This window comes from Thalassobacillus hwangdonensis (genome assembly GCF_042675915.1).
Taxonomy (GTDB): domain Bacteria; phylum Bacillota; class Bacilli; order Bacillales; family Halobacillaceae; genus Thalassobacillus_A; species Thalassobacillus_A hwangdonensis.
Window position 1 is genome coordinate 1,426,253 of the sequence record NZ_JBHTKL010000001.1, and the last position, 25,846, is coordinate 1,452,098.

Consider the following 25,846-nt stretch of genomic DNA (forward strand, 5'->3'; position numbering starts at 1 on the left):
AGCTTCATGAAAAGCCATCCGATCTCATTCGGATGGCTTTTTTTATTATCTATAGCATTTCTTTACATACTAAGCGACAATAATAGTGAATCGGAAAGGAGAACTTGCGATGCTTCATCATGTTGAAATCTATGTGTCGGACTTGCAATCCTCCAAAGCATTCTGGGGATGGCTGCTTCCTGAACTTGGCTATTTTGAATATCAGAAATGGCATGAAGGGATCAGCTGGAAGAAAGATGACACGTACCTCGTATTTGTACAAGCGGAACAACGATTCCTGCATATCCCTTACCATCGGCAGCGGGTCGGCCTGAATCACCTGGCTTTTCACGCAGAATCTCGGAGCCATGTCGATAAGATTACAGATGCTTTCAAAACGAAAGGGATTCGTATTCTATACGAAGACCGCCACCCTTATGCTGGTGGAGAGGATTATTATGCCGTCTATGCAGAGGACCCTGATCGGATCAAAGTTGAAATCGTCAGTCCAACATAATTTAGAAAAACTTGGCTTGTCGCTAAGCACTTATGGCGAAAGCCTTAGTATTTCTTATACTTTATTCCTCTAATGAACTTAAACTTTATTAAAGTATAAAAGAGGCAGCCGACCGGCTGCCTCTTCTGCTATCAGTTGAAACGGATCATAAAGTATTTTTTCTTTCCGCGACGAATGATGGTGAATCTGCCATCAATCTTATCCGCTTCTCCAAGCTCATGAGTCATTTCCTGATTACGGTCTCCATTGATGTAAATCGCACCATTCTTGACATCTTCACGTGCCTGACGCTTAGATGAAGAAATTCCAGCTTCGACAAGCAGATCAACCAGTCCGATCGATGCTTCAGAAACGGTATGGGTCGGTACATCCTTGAATCCAAGCTCGATTTCATCTGCTGAAAGCGATTGGATATCCCCACTGAACAATGCTTTCGAAATACGCTGCGCCTGCTCGACTGCACTTTCTCCATGAACCATTGCAGTCATCTCTTCCGCCAGTCGTGTCTGTGCGACTCGTTTATGAGGCTGGGTAGCTACTTCATTTTCCAATTCCGCGAGTTCTTCCATGCCAAGGAATGTGAAGTACTTCAGGAATTTCACTACATCACGATCATCTGCATTGATCCAGAACTGGTAAAACTCGTATGGTGATGTCTTTTCAGGATCGAGCCATACTGCCCCACCTGCCGTCTTACCGAACTTCGTACCATCCGCTTTCGTGATGAGCGGAACGGTCAATCCGTAAGCTTCAGCCGCTTCTTCTCCTACTGTACGTCTACGGATCAATTCCAATCCAGCCGTAATGTTCCCCCACTGATCACTTCCACCGATTTGCAGGGTACAATTTTCTTTCTGATTCAGATTGTAGAAGTCCAGCGATTGCAAAATCATGTAACTGAACTCTGTGAAAGAAATCCCTTGTTCAATCCGTGATTCAACTGAATCTTTTGCAAGCATGTAATTGATGCCGAAATGCTTGCCGGTATCTCTTAAGAACTCAATGACATTGATTTGAGACAGCCATTCAAAATTATTACGAGCAACTGCTGCATTTTCACCGCTGTCAAAGTTCAGAACACCTGCAAGCTGTTGCTTGATGCTTTCGCTGAACTGTTGGACAACCTCCGCATCATTCAGCTGACGCTCAGTTGAACGTCCACTCGGGTCACCGATCATTCCTGTACCTCCACCTACAAGTGCAATCGGTCGATGCCCTGCCTGCTGGAATCGTTTCAACATGGTGATCGGAAGTAAATGACCAATATGGAGACTATCTGCAGTCGGGTCGAATCCACAGTATAGCGTCACCTGCTTTTCATTAAGATGTTTTTCCAGGCCTTCCTTGTCGGTAATAGAGTGTATTAACCCTCTTTGTTCCAAGTCGTTTAGAATTCCCACGAATACCCACTCCTTCTTTTTGCATGTATTTAGTGTTAGTAGAAAAAAATGAAAACAAAAAAACCTCCCCCCTAAAAAAGGGACGAGGTTGTTGTCGCGGTACCACCCTTGTTGCACATTTCGTGCCACTTGTATCGATAACGGCTTGATGTAAACCGCTTCTGCCTGCACAGAAGAAAGCTCCCGATCGTAATTCGCTCCTGGATATGTACTGCCTTTCACCTGCCGGCAGCTCTCTTGAACAGGGATCCATTAGCTACTTCAATCCTTCTTCGCTCCAATAAGTATTTTACTGTGTATTATTTTTATCATAAACGTCAGGGAAAATCAATCTTTTTTACAAGTTAGTATATGTTCCCAAAAATATCTCTGTGTTATAATTGAAAGTGGATTTTTTAGGAGGTTTGAATATGTCAGAAAACCAGAAATTCAATGGCTTCATGACGAAACTGAAGGAGATTTGGCGTAAAGGTACGTTCCAGAAATCCGGACGGATCACGTATGATGTCGTTTGGAATATTATTTTATTTTTTATCATAATCGGTGTTGTCAGTCTATTTTTTGCAGGTGGTGTTGGAGCGGGATATTTCGCATCCCTTGTAAAAGATGAAAATATCCGTTCAAAAGCACAGATGGAACAGGATGTCTATAATTACACCGAAACATCCGAGCTGTACTTCGATAATGAAGAATACTTAGGTAAAATCCGCTCCGACCTCTATCGTGAAGAAGTTGGACTCGGGGAAATTTCTGAGCATTTGAAGAATGCGGTCATCGCAACGGAGGACGAATTTTTCCATACTCATAACGGTGTAGTACCGAAAGCGATTGCTCGTGCGATTGTCCAGGAAGTGACCAATTCGAACGTCAAAACTGGTGGTAGTACTTTGACACAGCAGTTGATCAAGAACCAGATCCTGACGAATGAAGTATCTTTCGAACGTAAAGCGAAAGAGATCCTTCTTGCCCTGCGTCTTGAGCGCTTCTTTGAAAAGGACGAGATTCTTGAAGCCTACTTGAATATCGTCCCGTTCGGACGTAATGCGAATGGACAGAACATTGCAGGCGCACAGACGGCAGCTGAAGGAATCTTTGGTGTGGAAGCGAAAGACTTGAATCTGGCACAGGCAGCATTCATCGCAGGTCTTCCCCAAAGCCCGACCTACTACTCCCCGTTCACCAACGGCGGAGAAGTGAAAAGTGAAGCAGGGCTTGAACCTTCCTTGAATCGTATGAGAGAAGTACTTTCACGTATGCTGGAGAACGAATATATCAATCAAGCAGAATATGAAAAAGCACTTGCTTATGATATAAGAGAAAACTTCACAAAACCGACTGATTCCTCGATTGCGAATTATCCTTGGCTGACTTTCGAACTTGAAAAGCGTGCGATGGATAAGCTCGGTCAATACTTGGCAACGCAGGATGGTCATTCAGTGGAAGACTATGAAAACGATGCAGACTTGAATGAAGAATACAAGATTAAGGCTGAACGCGAGCTGCGTAGAGGTGGCTATAAGGTACATTCGACCATCGATAAAGAAATGCACGATATTGTACAAAAAGTGAAGAACGAATATGAGAATTATGGCGCGGATCGTACACTGGTAGAAACAAATGAAGAAACTGGTGAAACCACCGAAACCGTTCTTCCTGTACAAGTCGGAAGTACAATCATTGAGAATAAAACCGGTAAAATCAAAGCATTCATCGGTGGACGTGACTTTGATAAAAGTCAGGTGAACTACGCAACAGACTCCCAACGTACCAATGGTAGTACGATGAAACCTGTTCTGGTTTACGCACCAGCAATGGAACTGGGTGAAGTACAACCTGGTTCCGTAATTGCAGATACTTCCATGTACTATACTGGCACGGATAATGAAGTTACCAACTATACGATGCGCTATCACGGTTTCACCTCCGCAAGGGAAGCGCTAAAGAAATCTTATAACGTCCCAGCAGTTAAGACTTATAAGAAAATAATCAATAAAAATCCGAAGCAGTTCATGGATAAAATGGGCTACACCACAATTCCTGAAGCAGCTTTCTCATACGAATCTTCCGCTATCGGGACCACCTTGGTCACAAATGAGGAAAATACGAATGCCTATGCAACTTTTGGTAACATGGGTAAATTCGTTGATGCTTATATGATCGATCGTATTGAAACGAAGGATGGAAAAATCATCTATCAGCATGAAAGTGAAGCAGTCGACGTTTTCAGTCCTCAAACAGCTTATTTGATGGTCGATATGATGAGGGATGTCCTCCGCTCAGGTACTGCTGCAGGAGTGCCGCCACAACTGAAATATTCTGGAGTTGACTGGGCTGGAAAAACCGGTACAACGAATGATTATAAGGATACATGGTTCATCGCAACGAATCCTAATGTTACAGTCAGTATGTGGATGGGGTATGATCGGAAATTCAGCTTGAATAAAAATGGATACAGTAGCAGAAATACGACACTATGGTCAAAAGTAGTCAACGCCCTTTCCGATGTACGACCGGAACTGATGGTTCCTGACAGCGGCTTCCAAAGCCCTGGAGGACTGGTTACTCGTTCCTACTGTGCATCATCCGGTATGGCACCTTCTGAGCTTTGCTCGAAAGTTGGCCTAGTTGAGTCAGACATATTCAATTCGAAATTCGCTCCAAACAAAAAAGATAACAGCTTGATTGGCGGAGACTTCGTCAAAGTAAAAGACAGGATGGTTGTAGCAGGCGCCAAAACACCAAGTGAGTTCATCATTGAAGGTGGCGGAGTCATGCTGAACCCTGCTTATCTGAAAGAGAACAATTTGAACAAGCCTGAAGTGCTGAAAGATCTGATTCCTAATTCAGCACGATGGGATAAAGTAGCCTTGCCATCAGGTGATTCGATCGCTTCATCTGTAGCAAGTTCTGATGAAATCAAAGATGACGGAAAGAATCCAGCTGCTCCAGGCGGTATTTCTGCAAGTGGATCTGCCATCAGCTGGTCAGCATCAGGATCCAATGATGTCGTAGGCTATCGCATCTATCGCTCCGCCAAGTCAGGCGCAAACTTCAGCCTGCTGGGAAGTACAACTGACTTATCCTACAACTTCTCAGGTAAAGACGGATATTATGCAGTTCGTGCAGTCGACTATTTCGGAAGGGAATCTTCCTTATCCAAGCCTGTTAAAGTAGGTACACCGGATAAAAAAGAAGAGAAACCGAAACCTCCGAAAAAGGATAAACCGAAAGAAGATCCTAAACCTGACGATCCAGAGCCTGAAGATAACGATGATAACGAAGGCGATAACGGAGGAACCGATGATGGTGGTGACTCTGGTGAAGGCGGATCAGGCGGAAACGACGATTCAGACTCTGGCGGAGATGATGAAGCTGGAGGAGACTCTGGAGGCGGAGAAGCCGGAGGAGATTCTGGAGATGGAGAAGCCGGAGGAGACTCCGAAGAATAATATTCAATAAAAAAAAGATGTAGAAGTATCACTTAATTTATATAGCGTAGTCAACATACGCAGACTCCTACGGGAACAGCACGAGTCCGAAGGCCCCACAGGAAAACGGTCTGTGTTTTCCGAGGAGACTGAGGCCGTGCCCGAGGAACGCGAAGTATGTTGACGGAGCTATGCACGCATCATCAATATTTTTAAAAGATCCGATAAATTCGAATGAATTTTATCGGGTCTTTCTTTTTTTCACCAACCTCCATACAAATTTCAAGTGATTTGTCACACATAGGACCTTTCAGAAGATTTCAATAAGACTGGATTCCTGTATAATGGAATTAACCCTTTTTAAACAGGTGGTGTATCAATGAAGCATGTGAAGACATACCATTCCATGGAAGTGGAAACGGAAAATAGTTCCTTGATCGTAGAAGGTCCATTAGCCTCAGAAGAACTCTCCAAATATGAATTCCATCAAGGACTGACAGCATTTCGTCCACCTTTTAAACAGTTCGAAGCGGTGAAATCGATCGCCGACTTCGACGAAGGACGCATCATCATTGCAAGGCACAACGAAACCATCGTCGGCTATGTCACGTACCTCCACCCCGACCCGCTGGAAAGATGGTCACACTTCAATATGGAAGACCTGCTTGAGTTAGGTGCTATTGAAGTTGCTGATGGTTACCGGGGATACAGAGTCGGCTCCCATCTTCTCCGGGTAGCGATGATGGATGAATTCATGGAAAACTATATCATCATTTCTACAGAATATTACTGGCATTGGGACTTGAAAGGAACGGGCCTCAGTATCTGGGATTATCGAAATGTCATGGAAAAAATGATGGCCGCAGGCGGACTGACCCCTGCCCCCACAGATGATCCTGAAATTGTTTCCCACCCGGCTAACTGTCTGATGGTTCGCATTGGTGATAATGTCAGTGATACATCGATTGAAAAGTTTGATGAATTACGCTTCTTGAAGCGTCACGCATACCGTAAACAAAGGAGGTCCTAGTATGATTGTCGAAGAGATCATGAAAACAGAGGTCATCACCCTTTCCCCGACAGATACGATTGAGCGGGCACTCACACTTCTGAATGAAAACCATATACGTCATTTACCTATCGTCGATAAGGATCACTGTGTTATCGGGATTGTATCTGATAGGGATGTAAGAGATGCGAGTCCATCGACATTCGATGATGATCCGAATCCAGCAGAACTGAAGAACGAAATCCGTTCAATTATGACATCACCCGTCATAACGGTGCATCCTCTGGATTTCGTTGAAGAGGTTGCCGGCATTTTCTACGAGCATGAAATCGCCTGTGTGCCGGTAACAAAAGAAGACAGGCTTGTGGGAATCATTACAGAGAAAGATATGCTGTACACCCTAATACAATTGACAGGAACGAATGTTCAAAGTTCCCAGATCGAAGTGAAAGTCATCAATAAACCTGGTATCCTTCCTCAAGTGTCCCAAGTGTTAGGAAAACGCAAAGTGAATATCAGTTCTGTACTGATCTATCCTTACAAGGAAGATGCCAACTACAAGATCATCGTTTTCCGTGTCCAGACGATGAATCCTATGCCGATCATCAATGACTTGAAAGAGGCAGGCTATGAAGTGTTATGGCCTAACATGCCGGGGATGTCACCATGACCTGTAAAGCAGCTTTCATTTTTGCCGATGAATTCATGAATTACCGATTCCGGGATGATCACCCTTTCAACCAGCAGCGCGTCCGGATGACGAAGGAACTTCTTGAGGCGGAAAATGCGCTGCACACTGACAGCATCATGGCTCCTCGTGCTGCTACAGATGATGAACTCTTACTCGTACATAGCAGAAAATACGTGGAGGCAGTGAAAAAAGCCGGGCAAGGTTTATTGAAGGAAGATGAAGGACTGGAATTCGGAATCGGCACAGAGGACACACCTATATTTGAAAACATGCATGAAGCTTCATCTTTACTTGTAGGCAGTACGCTGACAGCTATCGATGCAGTGCTTGAGGGAAATTATGACCATGCATTGAACCTTGGCGGTGGACTGCATCATGGGTTCGAACGGAAGGCTTCAGGCTTTTGCATCTACAATGATGGCGCGGTCGGAATCAAATATATAAGAGAAAAATATGATTATAAAGTGTTGTATGTTGATACCGATGCACACCACGGAGATGGTGTCCAGTGGGCGTTTTATGATGATCCGAATGTGTGCACCTTTTCCATTCATGAAACGGGCAGATACTTATTCCCCGGTACAGGAAATGTGAATGAACGCGGATTGAAAGAAGGCTACGGTTATTCGTTCAACCTCCCCATCGATGCATTCACGGAGGATGAATCTTTTCTTGAATTATATGAATCCGCTTTCAGAAAAATTGTTGAATTTTTCAAGCCAGATGTCATTGTTACACAGAATGGTGCGGATGCCCATTATTTTGACCCTCTCACCCACTTATGTTCAACAATGAAAATATATGAAGAAATCCCCCGGCTTGCGCATGAACTCTCCCATGAGTTCTGTGAAGGACGATGGATTGCTCTTGGAGGCGGTGGATACGATATTTGGCGAGTGGTGCCAAGGGCTTGGGCACAAATTTGGCAAGTGATGAATACCGGTAAACCATTCGAAGGAAAGCTGCCTCCAAACTGGATTGATGATTGGAGCAGCGCATCACCTGTAGAATTGCCATCGACCTGGTCGGACCCGGAACCTCTTTATAAACCTATCCCGAGAAAAGCGGAGATAACCGAAAAGAACAAGAAGGTTCTGGAAAAAGCGATGCAATTCATAGACAACCAAAATAAATATAAGCCTCAATCCATGTAAAAAGAGGGTGCCCGGTAAAGCCGGACACCCTCTTCTCTTATGTCTGATCATATGTAGGATCAAGTATGACGATCTCAACACGTCTGTTCTTCTTCAAGTTTTCAGGCGAATCATTTGGCACATTCGGTCGAGTATCCCCATATGCAACAGCCGAAAAGCGTGTCGCGTCCAACTCCGTAGCTGATGAAATATAGCGTATGACACTGCTTGCCCTTGCACCTGACAACTCCCAATTCGATGGGTAACGGAAGGTGGAAATCGGTCTGCTATCCGTATGCCCCTCCACTTTGATATGGTTGGGGATATTTTTAAGCAGTGTGCCCACTTTGACAAGAAACGGTTGTCCGGACTCCAGGATTTCAGCTTCTCCTGATTCAAACAATAATTGCTCCTGGAGGACAAGGACGACACCTCGATCCGTCCTGGAGGCGGAAATTACATCATTCAATTCATTTTGCTTCAGGAATTGCTCCACTTCGTTCACCAGTTGCTCCAGGCTCTCTTCCCCCCGATCATTCCCTTGCGTTTGCCGGGATTCGGCATCATAATCGGTGGAATTCGTCTGATTCGTCGGTGTTTCGAATTCATTCGAAGTTTTGCCATTTTCCTGCGGACTGGATTGTTCAGTCGGATTCTCCATTTCCACTGGTGATGGATAGAAATCAAAAATCATCCGGTTACGGAAAGATTCAGCGATGGCTTCAAATTTGACTAAATCAATTTGTGACATGGAGAACAAAAGAATGAAGAAAACCAGAATCAACGTCATCATGTCTGAATAGGTCACCATCCACTTCGGTGCACCTTTGTCTTCCCGCTGTTTCCGCTTATTCCTACGCTTCATTGGCTGCTTCCCCCAAGTAAGCTTCTTCTTCTTCGAACTCCTCCTGTCTATCTTCATTCGATAAGAAGGCACTCAGTTTCTCTTCCAATATCTTAGGGTTCTGTCCGGATTGTACACCGATGACGCCTTCGATAATGATCTGACGCAAAAAGATTTCCTGATCGGTCTTATTCGAAAGCTTTCCAGCCATCGGGGTGAAAACCAGATTGGCGAGAACCGTACCATAGAATGTCGTCAGTAAGGCTACTGCCATTTTAGGACCTAGTGTTGTAGGGTCACTTAAGCTGTTCAGCATCAATACAAGCCCGATAAGTGTCCCGATCATCCCCCATGCCGGCGCATACTCTGCCGATTTAATAAGGATGGATCTTCCCCGCTCATGACGTTCTTCCAATGCATCGATTTCTGCATTCATAATGTCATTGATGACATCAGGTTCAATTCCGTCCACCGCAAGCAGGATGCCTTTCCTGATGAAAGGATCATCAATCTCATCCAGCTCACTTTCCAATGCTAATAAGCCTTCACGTCGTGCCTTCTCTGAAAGCTTGACGAAAAGACCGATGAGTTCTTTCAAATTCATGTCACTCTTATTGAAAGCTACACGCATGACTTTCCACGTTAGCTTAAGTTCATCCAAATTGAAATTGATCAGCAAAGCAGCCACTAATCCACCAAGCACAATCAAAATCGAAGATATTTGGACGAAGGATTGCATTCCGGAGACACCGCCACTGGACAGAATCCCGAACATGATCATGATTGTTCCGAGTGTAATACCAATTGGAGTTAAAATATCACGCTTTTTCATACTCTCTCTCCCTAATCTGCGTTTCTATTCTAACTCCTATATCGGCATTATTCTGATTTTGTTGAGTCTCTTTCGATAATTCGATGTGGAAGAATGACGTTTTGCTCCTCTACCTGCTCTTTATTCATATATTTCGTCAGCAGGCGCATAGCGACCGCTCCAATATCATACATCGGCTGTACGACAGTGGACAATTTAGGGCGCACCATTGTGGCAAGTCGCGTATTATCGAATCCGAACACTTCGATATCCTCAGGTACTTTCAATCCTCTGTCCTGTGCTCCATGGATGACGCCAAGTGCCATCTCATCCGAGGATACAAAAATCGCTCTTGGAGGATTTGCAAGCTCGTTCAACTGTTCGAATGCTTCTATGCCTGAATCATAGGAGTAGTCGCCTGTTACAACAAGTTCATCAACAGCCTCCACCCCTGCTTCTTCCAATGCTCTGCGATAGCCATCCATTTTCTGTGTATTGATGACGGTATCTTCAGGACCAGATACGAAAGCAACACGCTGATTATCATGGGAAAGCATCAGCTTTGTCGCTTCATAAGCTGCTTCCTCGTAATTGATATTGACGGATGGAATGCTGTTCGTTTCATCAATCGTGGCAGCCAGAGCAACAGGTACTGGTGCACTCTTGAATTCCTGGATATGTTCGTCGGTAATGTTTCCACCCATAAAGACAAGGCCATCGACTTGTTTTCCGAGCATCGTATTGATGAGATGGACTTCTTTATCCTTATTCTGATCGGAGTTGCTTAAAATGATATTGTAATTGTACATCGTTGCAATATCTTCGATTCCTCGAGCCAATTCAGCAAAGAAGATGCTGGAAATATCAGGGATAATCACTCCGACAGTCGTCGTCTTTTTACTTGCCAACCCTCGTGCTACAGCATTTGGACGATAGCCTAGTCGTTCAATGGCATCTGTCACCTTTTTCCTCGTTGCAGGTTTGACATTCGGATTCCCATTGACCACTCTCGATACAGTCGCCATCGAAACATTGGCCTCTCTCGCTACGTCATATATGGTTACATTCATGGGGTGTTCCCTCCTCAAATTTTTTCTTTTTCTGTTTAATAAATCAATGATTGTACAGGATGATTCCTTATGCAACCAGGTTCTCCAATCAATCTGCTATTAAAATCATACCCTAAAATGTCGAAAGATAAAATAAACATGCATGAAAACATGTATTATACAGTGAATATACAGTTCCTTGTCAAGTAAAAAAGCCGAGCTATCCACTACATAGCCCGGCTTGACTTAATTACTTGTTACGTAGTTCTTCCATCATCTTGTGGAACATCCCGATATCCATCTGCTGCGCAGCATCCGATAATGCAACGGCTGGATCAGGGTGTACTTCCGCCATGACGCCATCTGCTCCAATAGCAAGTGCAGCTTTTGCAGCCGGCAGCAGCAAGTCTCTTCTTCCTGTAGAGTGAGTGACATCCACCATGACCGGCAGGTGCGTCTCCTGCTTCAAAATCGGTACAGCCGTGATATCCAATGTATTTCTTGTCGCTTTTTCATACGTACGGATACCACGCTCACATAAGATGATGTCTTGATTCCCAGTTGAAATGATATATTCAGCAGCATTGATGAACTCGGAAATCGTCGCTGACATGCCCCGTTTCAATAAGACGGGCTTATTAATGGAGCCTGCAGCTTTCAACAATTCAAAGTTCTGCATGTTTCTCGCACCGATTTGGATTACGTCAATGTAGTCTGCCGCTTTTTCCACATCAGCAGGGTTGACGATTTCACTGATGACTGCAAGATCATATTCATCTGCAACTTGTTTAAGTATTCGCAGACCTTCCATGCCTAATCCTTGGAAATCGTATGGAGAAGTACGAGGCTTGAATGCTCCACCACGCAACAGCTTAAGGCCTTGTTTTTTGACAGCTTCAGCAACTGTCGCTACCTGTTCGTAGCTTTCAACCGCACAGGGCCCCATGATGAAGCTCGGTGAACCATTACCGATCTTTTCCCCTTTAATATCAATGATCGTGTCCTCTGGCTTCTTCTTCCTGGAAACGAGCAGTGCTTTACGGTGGTCATCTTCCTGGAGCTCAAGGCTTGCTTTGAAAATCTGTTTGAAGAGATGCTCCAATGTAGAGTTTTCAAATGGACCAGCATTATTCGAAGTTAGTTCATCGAGCATTTTTCTTTCGCGGACTGGATCAAAGCGGTTGATGCCTTGTTTATGTTTGACTTTCCCTATTTCCTTCGCCAGTTCCCCACGTTTATTGATCAAGGTCAGGATTTCCTGATTCAATACGTCGAGTTCTTTACGCAATTGATCTAGTTGCTCATTACTCAAGATAAACTCCCCCATCATATTTATACTTCTGCGAAATTATGGTACATTCAAAGATAATTACGGAATATTATAACGAACTTCATATTTATTGTCATCCCTTTAAAGCGATAAAATATCATTACATTTTCTTATCAACGAAAGGATCGAATTAGATGGAAGAAAAAATCTTCGCACTTGATATTGGCACCCGATCGGTCGTGGGCATCATATTAGTCAAATCCGAAAAGCGGTTTGAAGTGATCGACCTCCTTTCCATGGAGCATGAAGAAAGATCCATGCTTGACGGTCAAATCCATGACGTGATGGCGGTTTCGAAGGTCATCAGGGCAATTAAAGAACAGCTGGAAAGTAAGCATGGTCCATTGAAGGAAGTTTGTGTCGCAGCAGCAGGAAGGGCTTTGAAGACGAAGCGGGTCACAATCGGCAAAGATATTGAACGACAGCCCCTTATGGATCAAGAAGCGATTTTACATATGGAATTAAGTGCAGTCCAGCAGGCACAGTATGAATTAGCCACTGAGCATCAGGACTCATCCATAACAGACTATTATTGCGTAGGATATTCGTTACTACATTATCATCTGGATGGCCAATTGATCGGATCACTGATTGACCAGCAAGGAAAAAAAGTAGAAGTTGAGATCATCGCTACCTTTCTTCCGAAAATTGTGGTCGAATCTCTGCTCTCTGCCTTACACCGTGCAGGTTTGGAAATGAGGGCCCTTACTTTGGAACCGATTGCAGCCATCCAAGTGCTGATTCCACCTTCAATGAGAAGGTTGAATGTCGCACTGGTGGATATCGGTGCAGGCACGAGTGACATTGCCATTACAGATAGCGGAACAGTAACTGCCTACGGAATGGTTCCATCTGCAGGAGATGAAATCACAGAAGCGATCAGCGACCATTATTTATTGGATTTTCCTAAAGCGGAAGAAGCAAAAAGAAGCCTCTCCAACAAAGAACCCGTTGTTGTGACAGATATTCTTGGATTTGATACGGAAGTCACCTATGAAAATGCCGTCTCCGATATTTCAGATGCCATCCAGCAACTCACCGACAGAATTGCAGATGAGATCATCGAATTGAATTCAAAAGCACCAAAAGCTGTCATGCTGGTAGGTGGGGGCAGTCAGACCCCGGATCTTGCCAGAAGGCTCGCTGACCGTCTGAACCTTCCAGAAAACAGAGTTGCCATCCGGGGAACGGATGCTATCCAACAGCTTTCACCTGATGCTGGACTTCCGAAAGGCCCGGAGATGGTGACCCCTTTAGGAATCGCAATTGCAGCTGAATCCAATCCAGTCCACTATATCAGTGTCCAGGTGAACGGTATAACCGTCCGTATGTTCGATATGAAGCAGCTTACCGTCGGGGATTGCCTGCTTGCCGCTGGAATCGATATGAAACGTCTTACCGGTCGTCCAGGAATGGCATACATCGTAACAATGAATGGAAAATCACTCACCTTACCAGGACAATTCGGCACATCGCCAATACTCCAGCTTAACGGTAAGTCAGTATCCTATGAGGATCACATTCAAAATGGTGATTGTCTGACGGTAGAAGAAGGAAAACAGGGTGCTTCTCCAGATTATACGGTAGAAGACCTTATTGGTAATGTCGAAGACTTTCCTATCAAAGTGAATGATCAACATTATAAATGGACCAACCCGCTGATTCGAGTCAACGGGGAGATTGTCAGCAAAGACATGAAGTTGAAAGACCACGATAACGTGACCTACCAGCCAATCAGGAAGGTAGCGGACATCCTTGGCATCTTGAATCTATCTTTTGAGAGTAACCACAGGATTTTTGTAAAGGTGAATGGGGAACAACTTACTTTCGATTGCAACAACGCGCTGGCATATGACGGAACTTCCATAAGTATGGATGCACCTATTCAGCCTGGCGGACTCCTTACCCTCGATACCCATGGGAAGAACCTTACGACAAGAGACGTGCTCGACCGGTTAGCATTATCATTCGAGAAAGAAGTGGATGTCTTTTTTGATGATGAACCAGTGAAAATGACTAAGCAATACATCCAAGTGCGTAGGAATGACGAGCTTTTATCCATACAAGCCCGCATTTATGATGGGGACGTTCTAAAAGTCGATGAAAAGAAGGAAGACCCATTCATCTTCCAGGACATTTTCAGGTATGTGGATATCGATTTGACCAATAGCTCTGGCCATTTTAAAATCTACCGAAATGATCAGCCTTCTACATTCTTTGAAGAAATCAATCCAGGAGACCGGCTGGGTATTAAATGGTTCTCAGTCTTAACAGATAAGTAGCAAATAAAAAATCCGAACACCATTTCATATGGGTTCGGATTATTTTATTCCCAGACCATTAGTGAATTAGGGAAAGGTGTGGACATACCGAAACAAAGCGTAGTCAACATACGGAGACTCCAGTGGGAACAGCACGAGTCCGAAGACCTCGGAGTAAAGCGTTTTTTGCTTTGCGAGGAGGCTGAGGCCGTGCCCGCGGAAAGCGAAGTATGTTGAAGGAGCGGTACTTTTATTTCATATGCGCTTTAAACTACGCTCCAATTCTTTTTCCGTTATTCGACCGTGTGATGCATTCCATATTACTTCGCCGTTTTTGAATAAAAGAACTTGAGGGGATTCATGCCTGATGCTGTAAGCTGTAGCAACTTCATTTGATAAAGCTCTAGATTCTTGTACATTCAATTGAAAACACGGATAGTCCGTCATAGCGGAGAAAGCATCGAATTCCGTTTTTGCCATTGCACTGATCGGGCATGTAAGGCTGTGCTTCAGTAAATAAAAGAAGTTGTTTTCATTTGATACGCGTTCAAATTCATGTTGGTCATTCAAGATAGTTACTTTACTCATTGAATTGTCCTTCCTTTCCATTGAAAACGGCGAAGCATCTCTGCTTCGCCGTTAAATTGTTATAGATTAGAGGATGTGGAAGTATCCTGCTGCTTTTCCAGTTCTTCTGCTGCCTCTTCAATGGCTTCTGCCACTTCCTGTGCAGCTTTTTCAGCTTCCTGGTCTTCTCTGCTGCGGAAGTTTTTCACTTTATCACCAAGGTTTTTTGTAGAGTCCTTCATACGTGAACCGAACTCCTGGGATTTTTCGCTGACATTTTTAGAAAACTGAGAGGAGGATTCTTTTGCGCGTTCTTTCCATTCCCCACTTTTTTCTGATGCAACGTCTTTCCAATCCACTGCACGATCTTTCAAGTAGTGAGAGCCTTGGTTGATATCATCTCTCAGCTCGCGGCCTGCTTTCGGAGCGAAAAGCAATGCTACTACTGCACCGACTAGACCTCCGATCAACGATCCGATTACAAAATCCCTGCTATTGTTTCCGTTTTGCTGTTGACTCATTTTGAATTCCTCCCTTTTTAATTACCTTACATCTTCTTTTTTAGCTTTTTTATATAAGTTGATAGCAACTTGTCCCCATTTCATGGCCTGTGCAGCAGAATCTGTATTCTTGTCAGCTGAAGTTGTGAGACTTCTTGAAACGGTCCGGATCGATTGGTTGAACTCCTGGACAGAGTCTCCGATTCCTTTCACTCCGTCTACAAGTGAATTCAGCTTCTGTGACTTCTCGCCGACATCTTCAGCCAATTTATTCGTCTTATTCAATAATGCCGTGGTCTCAAGCGTAATCCCTTCCATCTGCTTTTCGACCCCTTCAAGGGTGTCTGCGACATTATTCATCGTCCTGGATACGGCCTTGAGCGTCATGCTCAAATAGATTACCAGTACGGCAAAAGCCACTGCCGCAATTAATGCTGCTGCATATAATAGGATTTCCATTCCCCCGATTCAACTCCTTGTGCTGTATGTATTTTTTCATATTATGGTACATTCCCTATTCTGGGAGGATGTAAACATGAATGTATTGGATCCATTGTACGTTAGTATTCGTTTTTCTAATGGGAATATCCTTCAAAAAAGCACAAAATGTATATGTAAAATCCTTAGACAGGAACTGACAAATTCCATTAAAAGCTTTTAAACTACAGCTTCCTGTATATGAATAGATCCGCGCTTGAAAGTCAAGCACGGATCTTGGTCTCATTTCTCTAATGTCGTTTCATAAGCCTGCTGGAATTTCTGGATATCTCCTGCTCCCATGAAGATGAGCACGCCATCTTCATACTTGTTCAGCACACCTGTTTCCTCAAGCTCAAGAATTTCTGATTCAGGAACCAGGTCCTGTAAGTCATTGATGGATAGCTTGCCGCTGTCTTCTCTGGCAGATCCGAAGATATCGCATAAATAGATGGCATCCGCCTCTTTCAAACTATCTGCGAATTCATTCAGGAATGTCTTTGTCCTTGTATAGGTGTGTGGCTGGAATACTGCGACGATATCCTTTGATGGATATTTCTTGCGTGCAGATTCAATCGTAGCAGAGATTTCAATTGGATGGTGTGCATAATCGTCAATCAGCACCTGTTCTCCTACTTTCTTCTCTGTGAATCTACGTTTCACACCCTGGAACGTGCGCATTTTCTTTATTTCTTCTGCAGACATCTCTTCATAATGGCAAATCGCTATGACACTCAACGCATTAAGTACATGATGGTTACCGTAGCCGGGAATCGTGAATGTATCATAGAAAGTCGACCTTACGAACACATCGAATGTCGTGCCATTTTCATCTTCCCTTACGTTTTGTGCCTGGAAGTCATTCGTATCTGCGAAACCATAATAGAGGACAGGTACATTTGCCTGGATATGCTGCAAATGATCATCGTCACCACAGGCGATGATCCCTTTCTGTACTTGTTTCGCCATTTCCTGAAATGCATTGAACACATCATCGATACTCGTGAAATAATCCGGATGATCGAAATCGATATTCGTCATAATCGCATAATCCGGATGATAGGAAAGGAAATGTCTCCGGTATTCACAAGCTTCAAAGGCAAAATATTTACTATTTTCATGGCCTTTCCCTGTCCCATCACCAATCAAGTAGGAAGTAGGGTAATTTTCAGATAGAACATGTGCAAGCAATCCAGTCGTAGAGGTTTTCCCATGCGCACCGGTCACTGCAATGCTAGTGAACTGCTTCAGCCATTTTCCGAGGAATTCATGGTAGCGGTAATAATCCAATCCCAGTTCCTTTGCTGCAACAATTTCTTCATGATCATCCTTGAAAGCATTTCCGGCTATGATAGTAAGTCCTTCATGAATGTTATCTTTTGAGAAGGGAAGTACTTCAATTCCCTTTACTTCGAGGGCTTCTTGTGTAAAGAAACGCTTTTCTACATCTGACCCTTGAACAGTTTCTCCTGAGTCATGCAGGATCTGTGCAAGCGCGCTCATTCCTGTCCCTTTAATACCAACAAAATGGTAAGTTGTCATAAACAAGAACCTCCAAAAATTAGTGAGTCACATTAATTCAGTATATGTACCAACGTGGAACTTGCGAATTATCCGTTCCTTACCCATGATACAACCACTTTTTTTACATGCTATTTATTTTATCATGGAATTGTCCGAAATAAAAAAGTAAAGCGAAGCGTCTGTCCCCACAGGACAGAAATGAGGCTGAAGCCTTACGGGCCAGCCTCCAGTCCACGGTTATTCAGGGACATATTCCACCGGCTCAAGCCTCGGGTTCGGATGGTACCGTCGACCTTCTTTACCTTCCGCTTTCCCGTTCAGCATTACATTATCACCAGTAAAGCCGATATTGATCTTAAGCAGGCTTCCTCCTACACCGTACATGTCCACAGGAACTTTTTTCTCCTCAAAGCTTCGGATACGGTCTTCCGTGAACCCACCGCTGACGACAATCTTCACATGATGATGCCCTTCTTCATCCAATGCCTTTCTTAGAGCGAAAATCAATTCAGGATTAACCCCACGTGGATCAAATGTACCCATCAAGTGCTGGTTCCTTAAGAAATACTTATCGACCAGATTGCGGGAAGTATCTACGCGTACCCCTTTCAGGTTCTCACCAAATTCGGCAGCAACCTTCAGGGCATCCGTGATGACATCGTTGTTGTAATCGACCAGCGCCATCAGGTCATCGCCAGGAAACTGCTCATGGTATGCTTTCGTAGCTGCAACGACATCACCATTGAACATCTGCAGTAAAGCATGGGGCATCGTGCCCATTCCTTCTTTTCCCCACCATTCATTCATCGCATGGGTTGCCTGAGCAGTTGAACCGCCGATGAAAGCTGCATACCCGTCACCGGATTGCTGGGTGAAGTGGTCGTCGCGATCTCCCATGAAGATGATCGGCTTTTGCTTCCCGCTCGTCCGAGCTGCCTTCACGACATTATAGACATTGGTGGCAACTGATGTACGACGTGCAAGGATGCCATCAATGATCCCTTCCAAGTAACCGAAATCCTGGTACCTTCCTGTGATGGTCATTACCGTTTCGTACGGACTTATCTTATCGCCATCCTTCAATGACTTGATAGCCAGATTCTCAGGGTTCTCTGCAAACGTATGGATCAATGCAATCGCTTCGTCGGAACCACAAAGCACAGCCTGGTCCTTTTGGAAAAATTGCATCGTTACAACGTTATCTGCTAAGTATTGTTCTACGATTTTTTTCGTCTTTAAAAAATATACGGCGGAAAACCAGCCTTCTTCCACGCGTTCATCAAATTTGAATGTTCTATTCGTCAAGCGTTGAATTTCACCAGTCAATTTCAATTCGATTTCTTTCATGATATTGCTCCTTAGCTTTCAAGATACAGTTCGTAAAAACATACACCTTCCATCATATAAAAAGTCGACAATTAACACAAGAAGATTCCCTTTTTCAACATGGCGTCGAACGGAAGTATACGAAGATTCAAATGAGAATGTGGATTTGAAAAACCCCCCTCAATATTCGACATTGAGAGGGGCAGTAATTTACAGTACTTTTGCTAAAAAGGATTTCGCCCGATCGGTGGACGGCTCCTTGAAAAATTCTGACGGTCGAGCATCTTCCACCAGTTTCCCTTCATCCAGGAAGAGAATACGGTCAGCAACTTCTTTGGCAAAACTCATTTCGTGGGTAACAATAATCATCGTCATTCCGGTTTCAGTTAAATCTTTCATGACCTCAAGCACCTCTTTCACCATTTCCGGGTCAAGCGCAGAAGTGGGTTCGTCAAAAAGCATGAGTTTCGGCTGCATCGCAAGCGCACGAGCAATCGCCACCCGTTGCTTCTGACCACCGGAAAGGCTATTTGGATAGGAAGCGGCTTTTTCTGTCAATCCTACTTTCTGCAACAAATCATACGCGGCTCTTTCCGCTTGGGTTTTATCCATACCTTTGACTGTCCTTGGTGCATAGGTGATGTTGTCCAACACTGTCAAATGCGGAAACAGGTGAAAGTGCTGGAAGACCATCCCGATTCCGGAGCGGAGCTTGAGCATGTCGACGTTTTCACCTGTAATATCGATACCATTTACCGTCACTTTCCCACTGGTAGGCTGCTCGAGCAGATTCAGACATCTTAAAAACGTCGACTTTCCTGACCCTGAAGGACCGATTACAGAAACGACCTCCCCTTGTTTGATGGAAGTTGATAGATTTTCCAGTACTGGTTTGTCACTGAACGCTTTTGATAGATTCGAAATCTCAATCACCGAAACGCAGCCTCCTTTCCATTGCCTTCCCTAGCAGACTCAACCCCATTACAAGAAAATAATAGATTAAGCCGACAAACAATAACGGTTCAAAGTTCCTATAGATATCTGCCCCGACTACTTGCGCCCGCCTCATCAAGTCAAGATAACTGATTGTGGAGACGATGGCTGACTCTTTCGTCAAAGTGATAAATTCGTTCATCAAGGCAGGAAGGATATTTTTCAACGCCTGTGGAAGAATCAAATCCTTCATCATAGGGCGATATGGAATCCCCAGTGCCTGTGCAGCCTCTGTTTGCCCTTTTTCAACTGCCTGGATACCTGCACGGATGATTTCTGATACATAGGCAGAAGAGTTGAGACCGAATGCCAGTACAGCGGCTAGAAAAGGCGGCATATCATACCCGGTCAGCTGCGGTACTGCAAAATAGATAATCATTAATTGCAAAATGAGCGGTGTTCCACGAAAGATGGAGGTGTATGCGTCCGCAAACCATACTAACCCCTTTACCTTGCTGATTTTCAACAAGGCGAACCCTGTTCCTAATACAAATCCGAACAAGATCGATACACTGACGAAACCGAGTGTTACCCCGATTCCTTTCAACATGAATGGAATATATGGCACGATTTGACTGAAATCAAGATTCATAACTTCCTCACCATTCCCTTAAGAATCCTGGAGCCATTTTTCTTTAAGTTTGTCCAGCTCCCCGTTCTCCTCCATCTTCTTCAATACTTGATTGACATCTTCGACAAGTTCACTTTCTACCGGAAAGGCTACCGCCATCCCTGGAGAACTTGAGGTTGGATCATCAAACCCTTCAAGGTTCTGCTCTTTCATATAACCTTCTCCTGCAGCCTTATCCATATATGCGACATCAATACGGTTGGAATTCAGCTCCTGGATGAGAGTGGTAGAGTTGTCGACAAGCTTGATATCAAAGTCAACCTCCTCCTGCAGCTTTTTGGCTCCTTCCTCCTGAATCGTACCTAGTTGGACCCCGACTGTCTTCCCTTCCAGCTCTTCAACGGATGAGATAGTAGCTTCAGAGAAAACGAATATTTCTCCGGAATGGTTATATTCTGTCGAAAAATCAACATTCTTACTTCGCTTTTCGGTAGCTGACATTCCTGCAAGAACCATATCCACTCGATTTGTCTGAAGAGCGCCGATCAATCCATCGAACTTCATATCTTTTATTTCCAGTTCATAACCTAGTTCTTCTGCAATAGCATGCGCTAACTCTATATCAAAACCGACGAATTCCCCTTCACTGTTTCGCGATTCAAACGGAGCAAAATCTGCTGACGTACCCATTACCAGCTTTTCCTTCTGTCCCGATTCATTTGCAGAAGATGAACTGCACCCCATCAAGCTCAAAACCAATGTAAGTATGATAATGCCGAATCCTATTCCCTTTTTCATAAAAGTACCTCCTGAATAATATGTTGTGATTTTTGAATAAATATTCAATAAAAAGATAATAACACACATATTTATTCATTAAAAGGCTATTTTATAAATTTTTATTCATATTTTTGCATATTTAATACGATTCATGATTTTAATGCATAAAAAAAGACGAATTCTCTGCGAATTCGCCTTACTTTTCTATCTACTAATTTCTACCTCATCGAGGCTTCTTTTGGATTTAACAGCTCTTCAACCTGGTGACCATTCATCAATATATCACGTGGCTTACTTCCTTTTTGTTCTGAGATGATTCCATATTCCTCCATGTGATCGATCAGGCGCGCGGCACGATTGTACCCCACCTTGAAACGCCGTTGAAGCAGCGATGCACTTGCTCCATTATGTTCAATTACGAACTGGACTGCATCCATGAACAATTCATCTTCCTCTTGTTCAGAAGAGATCTGCTTCAGTAATTCTTCCTGTTCGAATAAATAATTCGGTGGTGCCTGTTTTTTCACATAGTTGGTTACCCGTTCGATTTCATCATCAGAAACGAAAGCTCCTTGTACACGGACAGATTGTCCAGACCCGTTTTCTACAAAAAGCATATCTCCTCGGCCAAGAAGTTTTTCTGCACCGGAAGTATCGATGATCGTTCTCGAATCCACCTGAGAGGAAACACTGAACGCGATCCGTGTCGGTATATTCGCTTTTATCAACCCGGTGATGACATCGACCGATGGACGTTGTGTGGCTAATAGTAAGTGAATACCACATGCACGGGCTTTTTGCGCGATCCGGCAGATTGCATCCTCCACATCCTGAGGAGAAACCATCATCAGATCTGCAAGCTCATCGATCACGATTACCAAGTAAGGGAGCTTTTCAGCATTTCTTTGCTGCTTTTCCATCTTCTGATTGTACCGTTCGACATCGCGGACGCCTTCTTCAACGAATTTCTCATAACGTTCTTCCATTTCTTTGACGGCCCATTTCAATGCAGTAGTAGCCGCTTTGACATCAGTGATTACCGGTGATACCAAGTGAGGTAAGTCATTGTATGGTGCCAGCTCGACCATCTTAGGATCGATCAACAGGAACTTGACGTCCTCGTGACTCGCTTTGTACAAAAGACTTACCAGAATTGTATTGATACAGACACTTTTCCCTGAACCTGTCGCACCTGCGATCAGCCCGTGAGGCATCTTCTTCAAATTAGTAACGACCGGATCTCCGCCGATATCCAGACCTAATGCCACCGTAAGGGGGGAAGCGTCATCTTTGAATGTAGGAGATTCAAAGATTTCCTGTAACCCTACCATTTGGGATTGTACGTTAGGTACCTCGATGCCGACCGCCTGCTTTCCTGGGATTGGAGCTTCAATCCGTATATCCCTCGCAGCCATACTTAACTTGATATCATCTGCAAGGTTGGTAATTTTGCTCACTTTGACGCCAGGTTCCGGTTGGACTTCATAACGTGTCACAGAAGGCCCACGCATCGCATTGATGACTTTCGCTCTTACATGGAACTGTTTCAATGTCGTTTCCAGCAATTCCATTTGTTCTTTCACCTGCGATTGATCGTTGTCATCTTTTTCGACCGGGTCATCCAGCAAATGGTGAGGCGGGGTATGATAGGCTTTTTCAGCAGTTTCTCGTTGTACCGGCTCCGAAGGAATGTTATTTTTTTGTTGCTGCTGGGTTTGTTTTCGTTGTTCTTTTTGCATCGTGTTCCTTTTATCACGTGGGGTCATGATGACATTGAATGGTACTCTCCTTGGTCCCGTACGTTTCTTCTCGGGTGCAGGCTGCTCAATGTCACTTACCTCTTGCCTTTCATTCTCAGCCACTGGTGGCGCCAATTCATCAGCTTCTTCAGATTCCTCGACGCCATTTTCTTCGTAGGAATTCTCGGTTTGTGTCTCGAGCTCTTCTACCGGCTCTTCACTGGACTGTTGATCCTCATCGGCTTCATGGACAAGCTCATGCTGCTCATCTAGTTGTTCCTCCGGCTCCTCGTAAACTTCGGTTGTTGCTGCAGTTTCAAGGAAAGCCTTGTGCTGTTCTGTTTCAATTGAAGGAGAAGGTTGGATTTCGGACCTTACATCTTCATCACTTGTGTCTTCCATCAGTAATGAAGGTGCTTCCCCATCATCAACCGTATCAGCTTCTGTGTCCGCTTCCGCTTCTCTAGACTTCCGGTATTTCAGAAGCTTGTCTGCGATAGATTCGTATGGAGAATCTTGTTCAGATTCATTATGTTCATTTGGCGCATGAGTAACTTCCGCGTCGATCTGCGCTTTTTCTGTCTGCGTTTCTTCTGGTACTGGTGTCTGTGGGACCTCCACCTTAGGTTCTGGCTTTGCCCTGCCGGCATTCATGCGCTTAAGTACTTCATACAAATCCGGCTCTGAAACATGTGGCGACTTTTCAAGATACGATGGGACATCATCAATACGTCTGCTTCCCTGTTGTTGTTGAAATCCATAGATCGGGGAAGGGATTTCCGTCGGCTTGAATGGTGTTGCGGGTAGTTCTTCTTTTTGTTGATGTTCGCCTCTTTGCCCTCGTTCTTCCTTACTAGTGCGACTCTGTCTTCTTTCATGTTTCCTTTCATTAACAGTTGGTACAGGCGATTCGGATCTGCTTTTTCTATTGCTAGTTTCCTGAACCTGCTTGTCCGGCCTTCTTCTTCTGGAGGTACGTTCCTCTGTTCCCGAGCTTTCATTTGCAGCGGGCTTTTCTCTGTCAGGAATTACAGGGAAACGGAATTCTCCTTGTTTCGGATATCTGTATGTCATTTTAGTATTTACATATCGATCGTGGACTTCTTTGCTATCAGAGGATTTAATCTCTTTTGACTCAGATGGTTCTTCGTTGAATAGATCTTTAAATTTCTTTTTCATCTGATTCCACATCATGCTCACTCTTTCTACATGGTTTTAATTCCTATTTTAACAGTTTTTTCTCTCAGATAGTGTCATCTTGTGAAAATAAAAAGACTGTAGCACAAAAATAGTGCTACAGTCCATATCTTCAGATTTTAAAAGTCAAAAACCTGTCCAATATCATACGAATCTTCCAGAACTAATATCCCCTTTTCTTTAGGAGCATCTGGTAGACCCAGTTCTTTCGCTGAGCAGATCATCCCATTGGAAGGGACTCCTCTCAGTTTCGTCGGCTTGATTTTCATCCCACCAGGCATGACAGCACCGACTTTGGCAACAACCACTTTCTGACCTGCATCAACATTTGGTGCCCCACAAACGATCTGTAGTGTTTCACTACCCACGTCTACGGTACACACATTCAGTTTATCGGCATTCTCATGTGCTGCCTTTTCTTCAACATAACCTACGACGAACTTCGGTGTCAGGTCAAAATCAAGAGCATCATTCAATTCATTCTTTTTGAAAATTGTTCTGATTTCTTCCAGAAGTTCTTCCGTAAGACGAACTTTCCCTTGCTCGTTCATATCGACATAGTGGGAAAAATTGAACAGATTGTACCCGAGCAATGACCCATCTTTCTTACTGGTTATTTTAACGATATCTCCGTAACGGGTTTCCTTGATGTCGTTACGGTCTCCGTCCTTCAATGGCATTAGGAGAACGTCACCGATTCCTTTTGTATTGTAAAAAACATGCATGTTTATTCGCCCTTTCCATTTTCTTTCGGTTTCTTCTGAGCCAGGATGAAAATCGGCTCCAGTTTTTTATCTTCATATAAGAAGGATAAAGAAGTGACAGGAGTGCGTCCTTCAGCAAAGAATTTCATCGCCATCTGTGCGAGGATATCGTAGCCTGCAGGATTCTTGACGTCAGCAAAAATCAGCACATCCTGGTGAGGGATACTTACTGCAAGTTCCCCTTCCGCTTCCGCTTTCATCTCCTCCAGCAGCGCTTCATTCAGAACTCGGCTGGCATCATAACCATCCTGTTTTGATAGAAAGTAAAAAGTATTTCCATATACCTCATCTTTTTTCATATCGACGGATAGTGAACGAACATTGAAACCGGCTACTTCACGCAACCGCTCGATTGTCCATCCTTCCTTGTCCATCATTTCTTCATCGATGAGCTGATAGGATTTACCGAGGTCCAGTGCATAATAGACCCTAGTTTCAGCGGTATGATCAGAGTAGACAAGCCGCTTTCCACCGTTTGTTTCAGTTGGGAACGATGCAGCTCGGATGACTGGGAAAATGTTTCTTTCTTTTCCTTTCAGTTCATGCGTTTCGTTCATGATCCGCAGTGCCTCTTTAATATGTTCTTCCAATTCATCAACGGCACTTTCCCCACGCTCTTCCCATTTGGAAACGACATTCGGCAAGGTGATTGTAATCCCCTGACCGGAATCCTTCCATTCGACACGGAACGTATCTTTATCACGATTAAAGGATGTTATCCACCCGTCATGATCCATTCTCTCTTCCAGCATTCGTTTCATTTTTATCGTAGTCATTTTCATAATGTGTTTCCTCCTTTTCCCTTGGAAGAAATAATTAGCTTCGTCTATTTTAGCATAACTGAGTTCTTATCAACAAAAGTGAATACGATTCCTCTTGCTGAACGTTAATATCAATTAAAAAACACAGCTTGTCCCAATGTAAACCATTCTTAAAATACAATAAAAAACGAGTAT

22 protein-coding genes and 1 other annotated feature are annotated in these 25,846 nt (G+C 44.0%); of the genes, 6 read left to right on the forward strand and 16 right to left on the reverse strand.

The window, feature by feature from the left end:
• The first annotated feature begins 109 nt into the window (after positions 1-109).
• Positions 110-496 carry a VOC family protein gene (locus ACFQ2J_RS07585; RefSeq protein ID WP_386058139.1) on the forward strand — a complete coding sequence of 129 codons (387 nt, stop codon included), beginning with the start codon at positions 110-112 and terminating at the stop codon, positions 494-496.
• Between the two features lie 131 nt (positions 497-627).
• On the opposite strand, the gene tyrS is transcribed toward ACFQ2J_RS07585, so the two are convergent.
• A complete protein-coding gene (gene tyrS / locus ACFQ2J_RS07590) occupies positions 628-1,896 on the reverse strand; it encodes a tyrosine--tRNA ligase (RefSeq protein ID WP_386058142.1) in 1,269 nt (422 codons plus the stop codon).
• Positions 1,897-1,971: 75 nt separating this feature from the next.
• Positions 1,972-2,178, reverse strand: a binding site (T-box leader).
• Positions 2,179-2,306: 128 nt separating this feature from the next.
• Between tyrS and ACFQ2J_RS07595 the strand changes: the two genes are divergently transcribed.
• The 4 genes from ACFQ2J_RS07595 (at position 2,307) to ACFQ2J_RS07610 (ending at position 8,178) form a co-directional block, all read left to right on the forward strand.
• Entirely contained in the window at positions 2,307-5,345 is a 3,039-nt protein-coding gene (locus ACFQ2J_RS07595; RefSeq protein ID WP_386058145.1) for a transglycosylase domain-containing protein, read from the forward strand.
• Between the two features lie 358 nt (positions 5,346-5,703).
• Complete coding sequence (locus ACFQ2J_RS07600; protein ID WP_386058148.1) at positions 5,704-6,354, forward strand: GNAT family N-acetyltransferase; 651 nt, start codon at positions 5,704-5,706, stop codon at positions 6,352-6,354.
• 1 nt (position 6,355) lies between these two features.
• Complete coding sequence (locus tag ACFQ2J_RS07605) at positions 6,356-7,003, forward strand: acetoin utilization AcuB family protein (RefSeq protein ID WP_386058152.1); 648 nt, start codon at positions 6,356-6,358, stop codon at positions 7,001-7,003.
• Positions 7,000-8,178: an acetoin utilization protein AcuC gene (locus ACFQ2J_RS07610; protein WP_386058154.1), complete on the forward strand. Its 1,179-nt coding sequence runs from the start codon at positions 7,000-7,002 to the stop codon at positions 8,176-8,178. The genes ACFQ2J_RS07605 and ACFQ2J_RS07610 overlap by 4 nt, the downstream gene beginning before the upstream one ends.
• Positions 8,179-8,215: 37 nt before the next feature.
• Here the strand turns inward: ACFQ2J_RS07610 and motS are convergent, their stop codons facing one another.
• The 4 genes from motS to ACFQ2J_RS07630 all read right to left on the reverse strand — a co-directional run bounded on the left by motS (position 8,216) and on the right by ACFQ2J_RS07630 (position 12,173).
• Entirely contained in the window at positions 8,216-9,022 is an 807-nt protein-coding gene (motS, locus tag ACFQ2J_RS07615; protein WP_386058156.1) for a flagellar motor protein MotS, read from the reverse strand.
• Complete coding sequence (gene motP, locus ACFQ2J_RS07620) at positions 9,012-9,833, reverse strand: flagellar motor protein MotP (protein WP_386058159.1); 822 nt, start codon at positions 9,831-9,833, stop codon at positions 9,012-9,014. Before motP ends, motS begins: the two co-directional genes overlap by 11 nt.
• Positions 9,834-9,880: 47 nt before the next feature.
• A complete protein-coding gene (gene ccpA / locus ACFQ2J_RS07625) occupies positions 9,881-10,882 on the reverse strand; it encodes a catabolite control protein A (RefSeq protein ID WP_386058162.1) in 1,002 nt (333 codons plus the stop codon).
• A 229-nt stretch (positions 10,883-11,111) separates the two neighbouring features.
• Positions 11,112-12,173 (reverse strand): bifunctional 3-deoxy-7-phosphoheptulonate synthase/chorismate mutase, encoded by a 1,062-nt coding sequence (locus ACFQ2J_RS07630; RefSeq protein WP_386058165.1) that lies wholly within the window; start codon positions 12,171-12,173, stop codon positions 11,112-11,114.
• Between the two features lie 152 nt (positions 12,174-12,325).
• Here ACFQ2J_RS07630 and pilM point away from each other — a divergent pair, with 152 nt between their 5' ends.
• Positions 12,326-14,473, forward strand: coding sequence for a pilus assembly protein PilM (gene pilM / locus ACFQ2J_RS07635; RefSeq protein WP_386058168.1), 2,148 nt, complete (start codon positions 12,326-12,328; stop codon positions 14,471-14,473).
• Positions 14,474-14,707: 234 nt separating this feature from the next.
• On the opposite strand, the gene ytxJ is transcribed toward pilM, so the two are convergent.
• The 11 genes from ytxJ to ACFQ2J_RS07690 form a co-directional block, all read right to left on the reverse strand.
• The gene (ytxJ, locus tag ACFQ2J_RS07640; RefSeq protein WP_386058171.1) at positions 14,708-15,040 is read right to left on the reverse strand and encodes a bacillithiol system redox-active protein YtxJ; all 333 of its coding nucleotides are present in this window, start codon (positions 15,038-15,040) and stop codon (positions 14,708-14,710) included.
• Between the two features lie 59 nt (positions 15,041-15,099).
• Positions 15,100-15,540 (reverse strand): YtxH domain-containing protein, encoded by a 441-nt coding sequence (locus ACFQ2J_RS07645; RefSeq protein WP_386058174.1) that lies wholly within the window; start codon positions 15,538-15,540, stop codon positions 15,100-15,102.
• Between the two features lie 21 nt (positions 15,541-15,561).
• Positions 15,562-15,978, reverse strand: a complete 417-nt coding sequence (locus ACFQ2J_RS07650; RefSeq protein WP_386058176.1) for a DUF948 domain-containing protein — start codon at positions 15,976-15,978, stop codon at positions 15,562-15,564.
• A gap of 261 nt (positions 15,979-16,239) precedes the next feature.
• A complete protein-coding gene (murC, locus tag ACFQ2J_RS07655; RefSeq protein WP_386058178.1) occupies positions 16,240-17,538 on the reverse strand; it encodes a UDP-N-acetylmuramate--L-alanine ligase in 1,299 nt (432 codons plus the stop codon).
• 219 nt (positions 17,539-17,757) lie between these two features.
• A complete protein-coding gene (locus tag ACFQ2J_RS07660; RefSeq protein WP_386058181.1) occupies positions 17,758-18,867 on the reverse strand; it encodes a nicotinate phosphoribosyltransferase in 1,110 nt (369 codons plus the stop codon).
• A 189-nt stretch (positions 18,868-19,056) separates the two neighbouring features.
• Positions 19,057-19,779 (reverse strand): amino acid ABC transporter ATP-binding protein, encoded by a 723-nt coding sequence (locus ACFQ2J_RS07665; protein WP_386058183.1) that lies wholly within the window; start codon positions 19,777-19,779, stop codon positions 19,057-19,059.
• Complete coding sequence (locus ACFQ2J_RS07670) at positions 19,772-20,431, reverse strand: amino acid ABC transporter permease (RefSeq protein WP_386058186.1); 660 nt, start codon at positions 20,429-20,431, stop codon at positions 19,772-19,774. The genes ACFQ2J_RS07665 and ACFQ2J_RS07670 overlap by 8 nt, the downstream gene beginning before the upstream one ends.
• Positions 20,432-20,449: 18 nt before the next feature.
• The gene (locus tag ACFQ2J_RS07675) at positions 20,450-21,208 is read right to left on the reverse strand and encodes an ABC transporter substrate-binding protein (protein ID WP_386058189.1); all 759 of its coding nucleotides are present in this window, start codon (positions 21,206-21,208) and stop codon (positions 20,450-20,452) included.
• A gap of 200 nt (positions 21,209-21,408) precedes the next feature.
• Positions 21,409-24,108: a DNA translocase FtsK gene (locus ACFQ2J_RS07680; protein WP_386058192.1), complete on the reverse strand. Its 2,700-nt coding sequence runs from the start codon at positions 24,106-24,108 to the stop codon at positions 21,409-21,411.
• 137 nt (positions 24,109-24,245) lie between these two features.
• Positions 24,246-24,851 (reverse strand): YtpR family tRNA-binding protein, encoded by a 606-nt coding sequence (gene ytpR, locus ACFQ2J_RS07685; RefSeq protein WP_386058195.1) that lies wholly within the window; start codon positions 24,849-24,851, stop codon positions 24,246-24,248.
• Between the two features lie 2 nt (positions 24,852-24,853).
• Entirely contained in the window at positions 24,854-25,672 is an 819-nt protein-coding gene (locus ACFQ2J_RS07690; protein WP_386058197.1) for a DUF1444 domain-containing protein, read from the reverse strand.
• Positions 25,673-25,846 lie beyond the last annotated feature (174 nt).

Coding starts and splice junctions, on each gene's coding strand:
- ACFQ2J_RS07585 (WP_386058139.1), top strand. CDS start 110: ATGCTTCATCATGTTGAAATCTATGTGTCGGACTTGCAATCCTCCAAA.
- ACFQ2J_RS07595 (WP_386058145.1), top strand. CDS start 2,307: ATGTCAGAAAACCAGAAATTCAATGGCTTCATGACGAAACTGAAGGAG.
- ACFQ2J_RS07600 (WP_386058148.1), top strand. CDS start 5,704: ATGAAGCATGTGAAGACATACCATTCCATGGAAGTGGAAACGGAAAAT.
- ACFQ2J_RS07605 (WP_386058152.1), top strand. CDS start 6,356: ATGATTGTCGAAGAGATCATGAAAACAGAGGTCATCACCCTTTCCCCG.
- ACFQ2J_RS07610 (WP_386058154.1), top strand. CDS start 7,000: ATGACCTGTAAAGCAGCTTTCATTTTTGCCGATGAATTCATGAATTAC.
- motS (WP_386058156.1), bottom strand. CDS start 9,022: ATGAAGCGTAGGAATAAGCGGAAACAGCGGGAAGACAAAGGTGCACCG.
- motP (WP_386058159.1), bottom strand. CDS start 9,833: ATGAAAAAGCGTGATATTTTAACTCCAATTGGTATTACACTCGGAACA.
- ccpA (WP_386058162.1), bottom strand. CDS start 10,882: ATGAATGTAACCATATATGACGTAGCGAGAGAGGCCAATGTTTCGATG.
- pilM (WP_386058168.1), top strand. CDS start 12,326: ATGGAAGAAAAAATCTTCGCACTTGATATTGGCACCCGATCGGTCGTG.
- ytxJ (WP_386058171.1), bottom strand. CDS start 15,040: ATGAGTAAAGTAACTATCTTGAATGACCAACATGAATTTGAACGCGTA.
- ACFQ2J_RS07645 (WP_386058174.1), bottom strand. CDS start 15,540: ATGAGTCAACAGCAAAACGGAAACAATAGCAGGGATTTTGTAATCGGA.
- ACFQ2J_RS07650 (WP_386058176.1), bottom strand. CDS start 15,978: ATGGAAATCCTATTATATGCAGCAGCATTAATTGCGGCAGTGGCTTTT.
- murC (WP_386058178.1), bottom strand. CDS start 17,538: ATGACAACTTACCATTTTGTTGGTATTAAAGGGACAGGAATGAGCGCG.
- ACFQ2J_RS07660 (WP_386058181.1), bottom strand. CDS start 18,867: ATGAAAGAAATCGAATTGAAATTGACTGGTGAAATTCAACGCTTGACG.
- ACFQ2J_RS07670 (WP_386058186.1), bottom strand. CDS start 20,431: ATGAATCTTGATTTCAGTCAAATCGTGCCATATATTCCATTCATGTTG.
- ACFQ2J_RS07675 (WP_386058189.1), bottom strand. CDS start 21,208: ATGAAAAAGGGAATAGGATTCGGCATTATCATACTTACATTGGTTTTG.
- ACFQ2J_RS07680 (WP_386058192.1), bottom strand. CDS start 24,108: ATGAAAAAGAAATTTAAAGATCTATTCAACGAAGAACCATCTGAGTCA.
- ytpR (WP_386058195.1), bottom strand. CDS start 24,851: ATGCATGTTTTTTACAATACAAAAGGAATCGGTGACGTTCTCCTAATG.
- ACFQ2J_RS07690 (WP_386058197.1), bottom strand. CDS start 25,672: ATGAAAATGACTACGATAAAAATGAAACGAATGCTGGAAGAGAGAATG.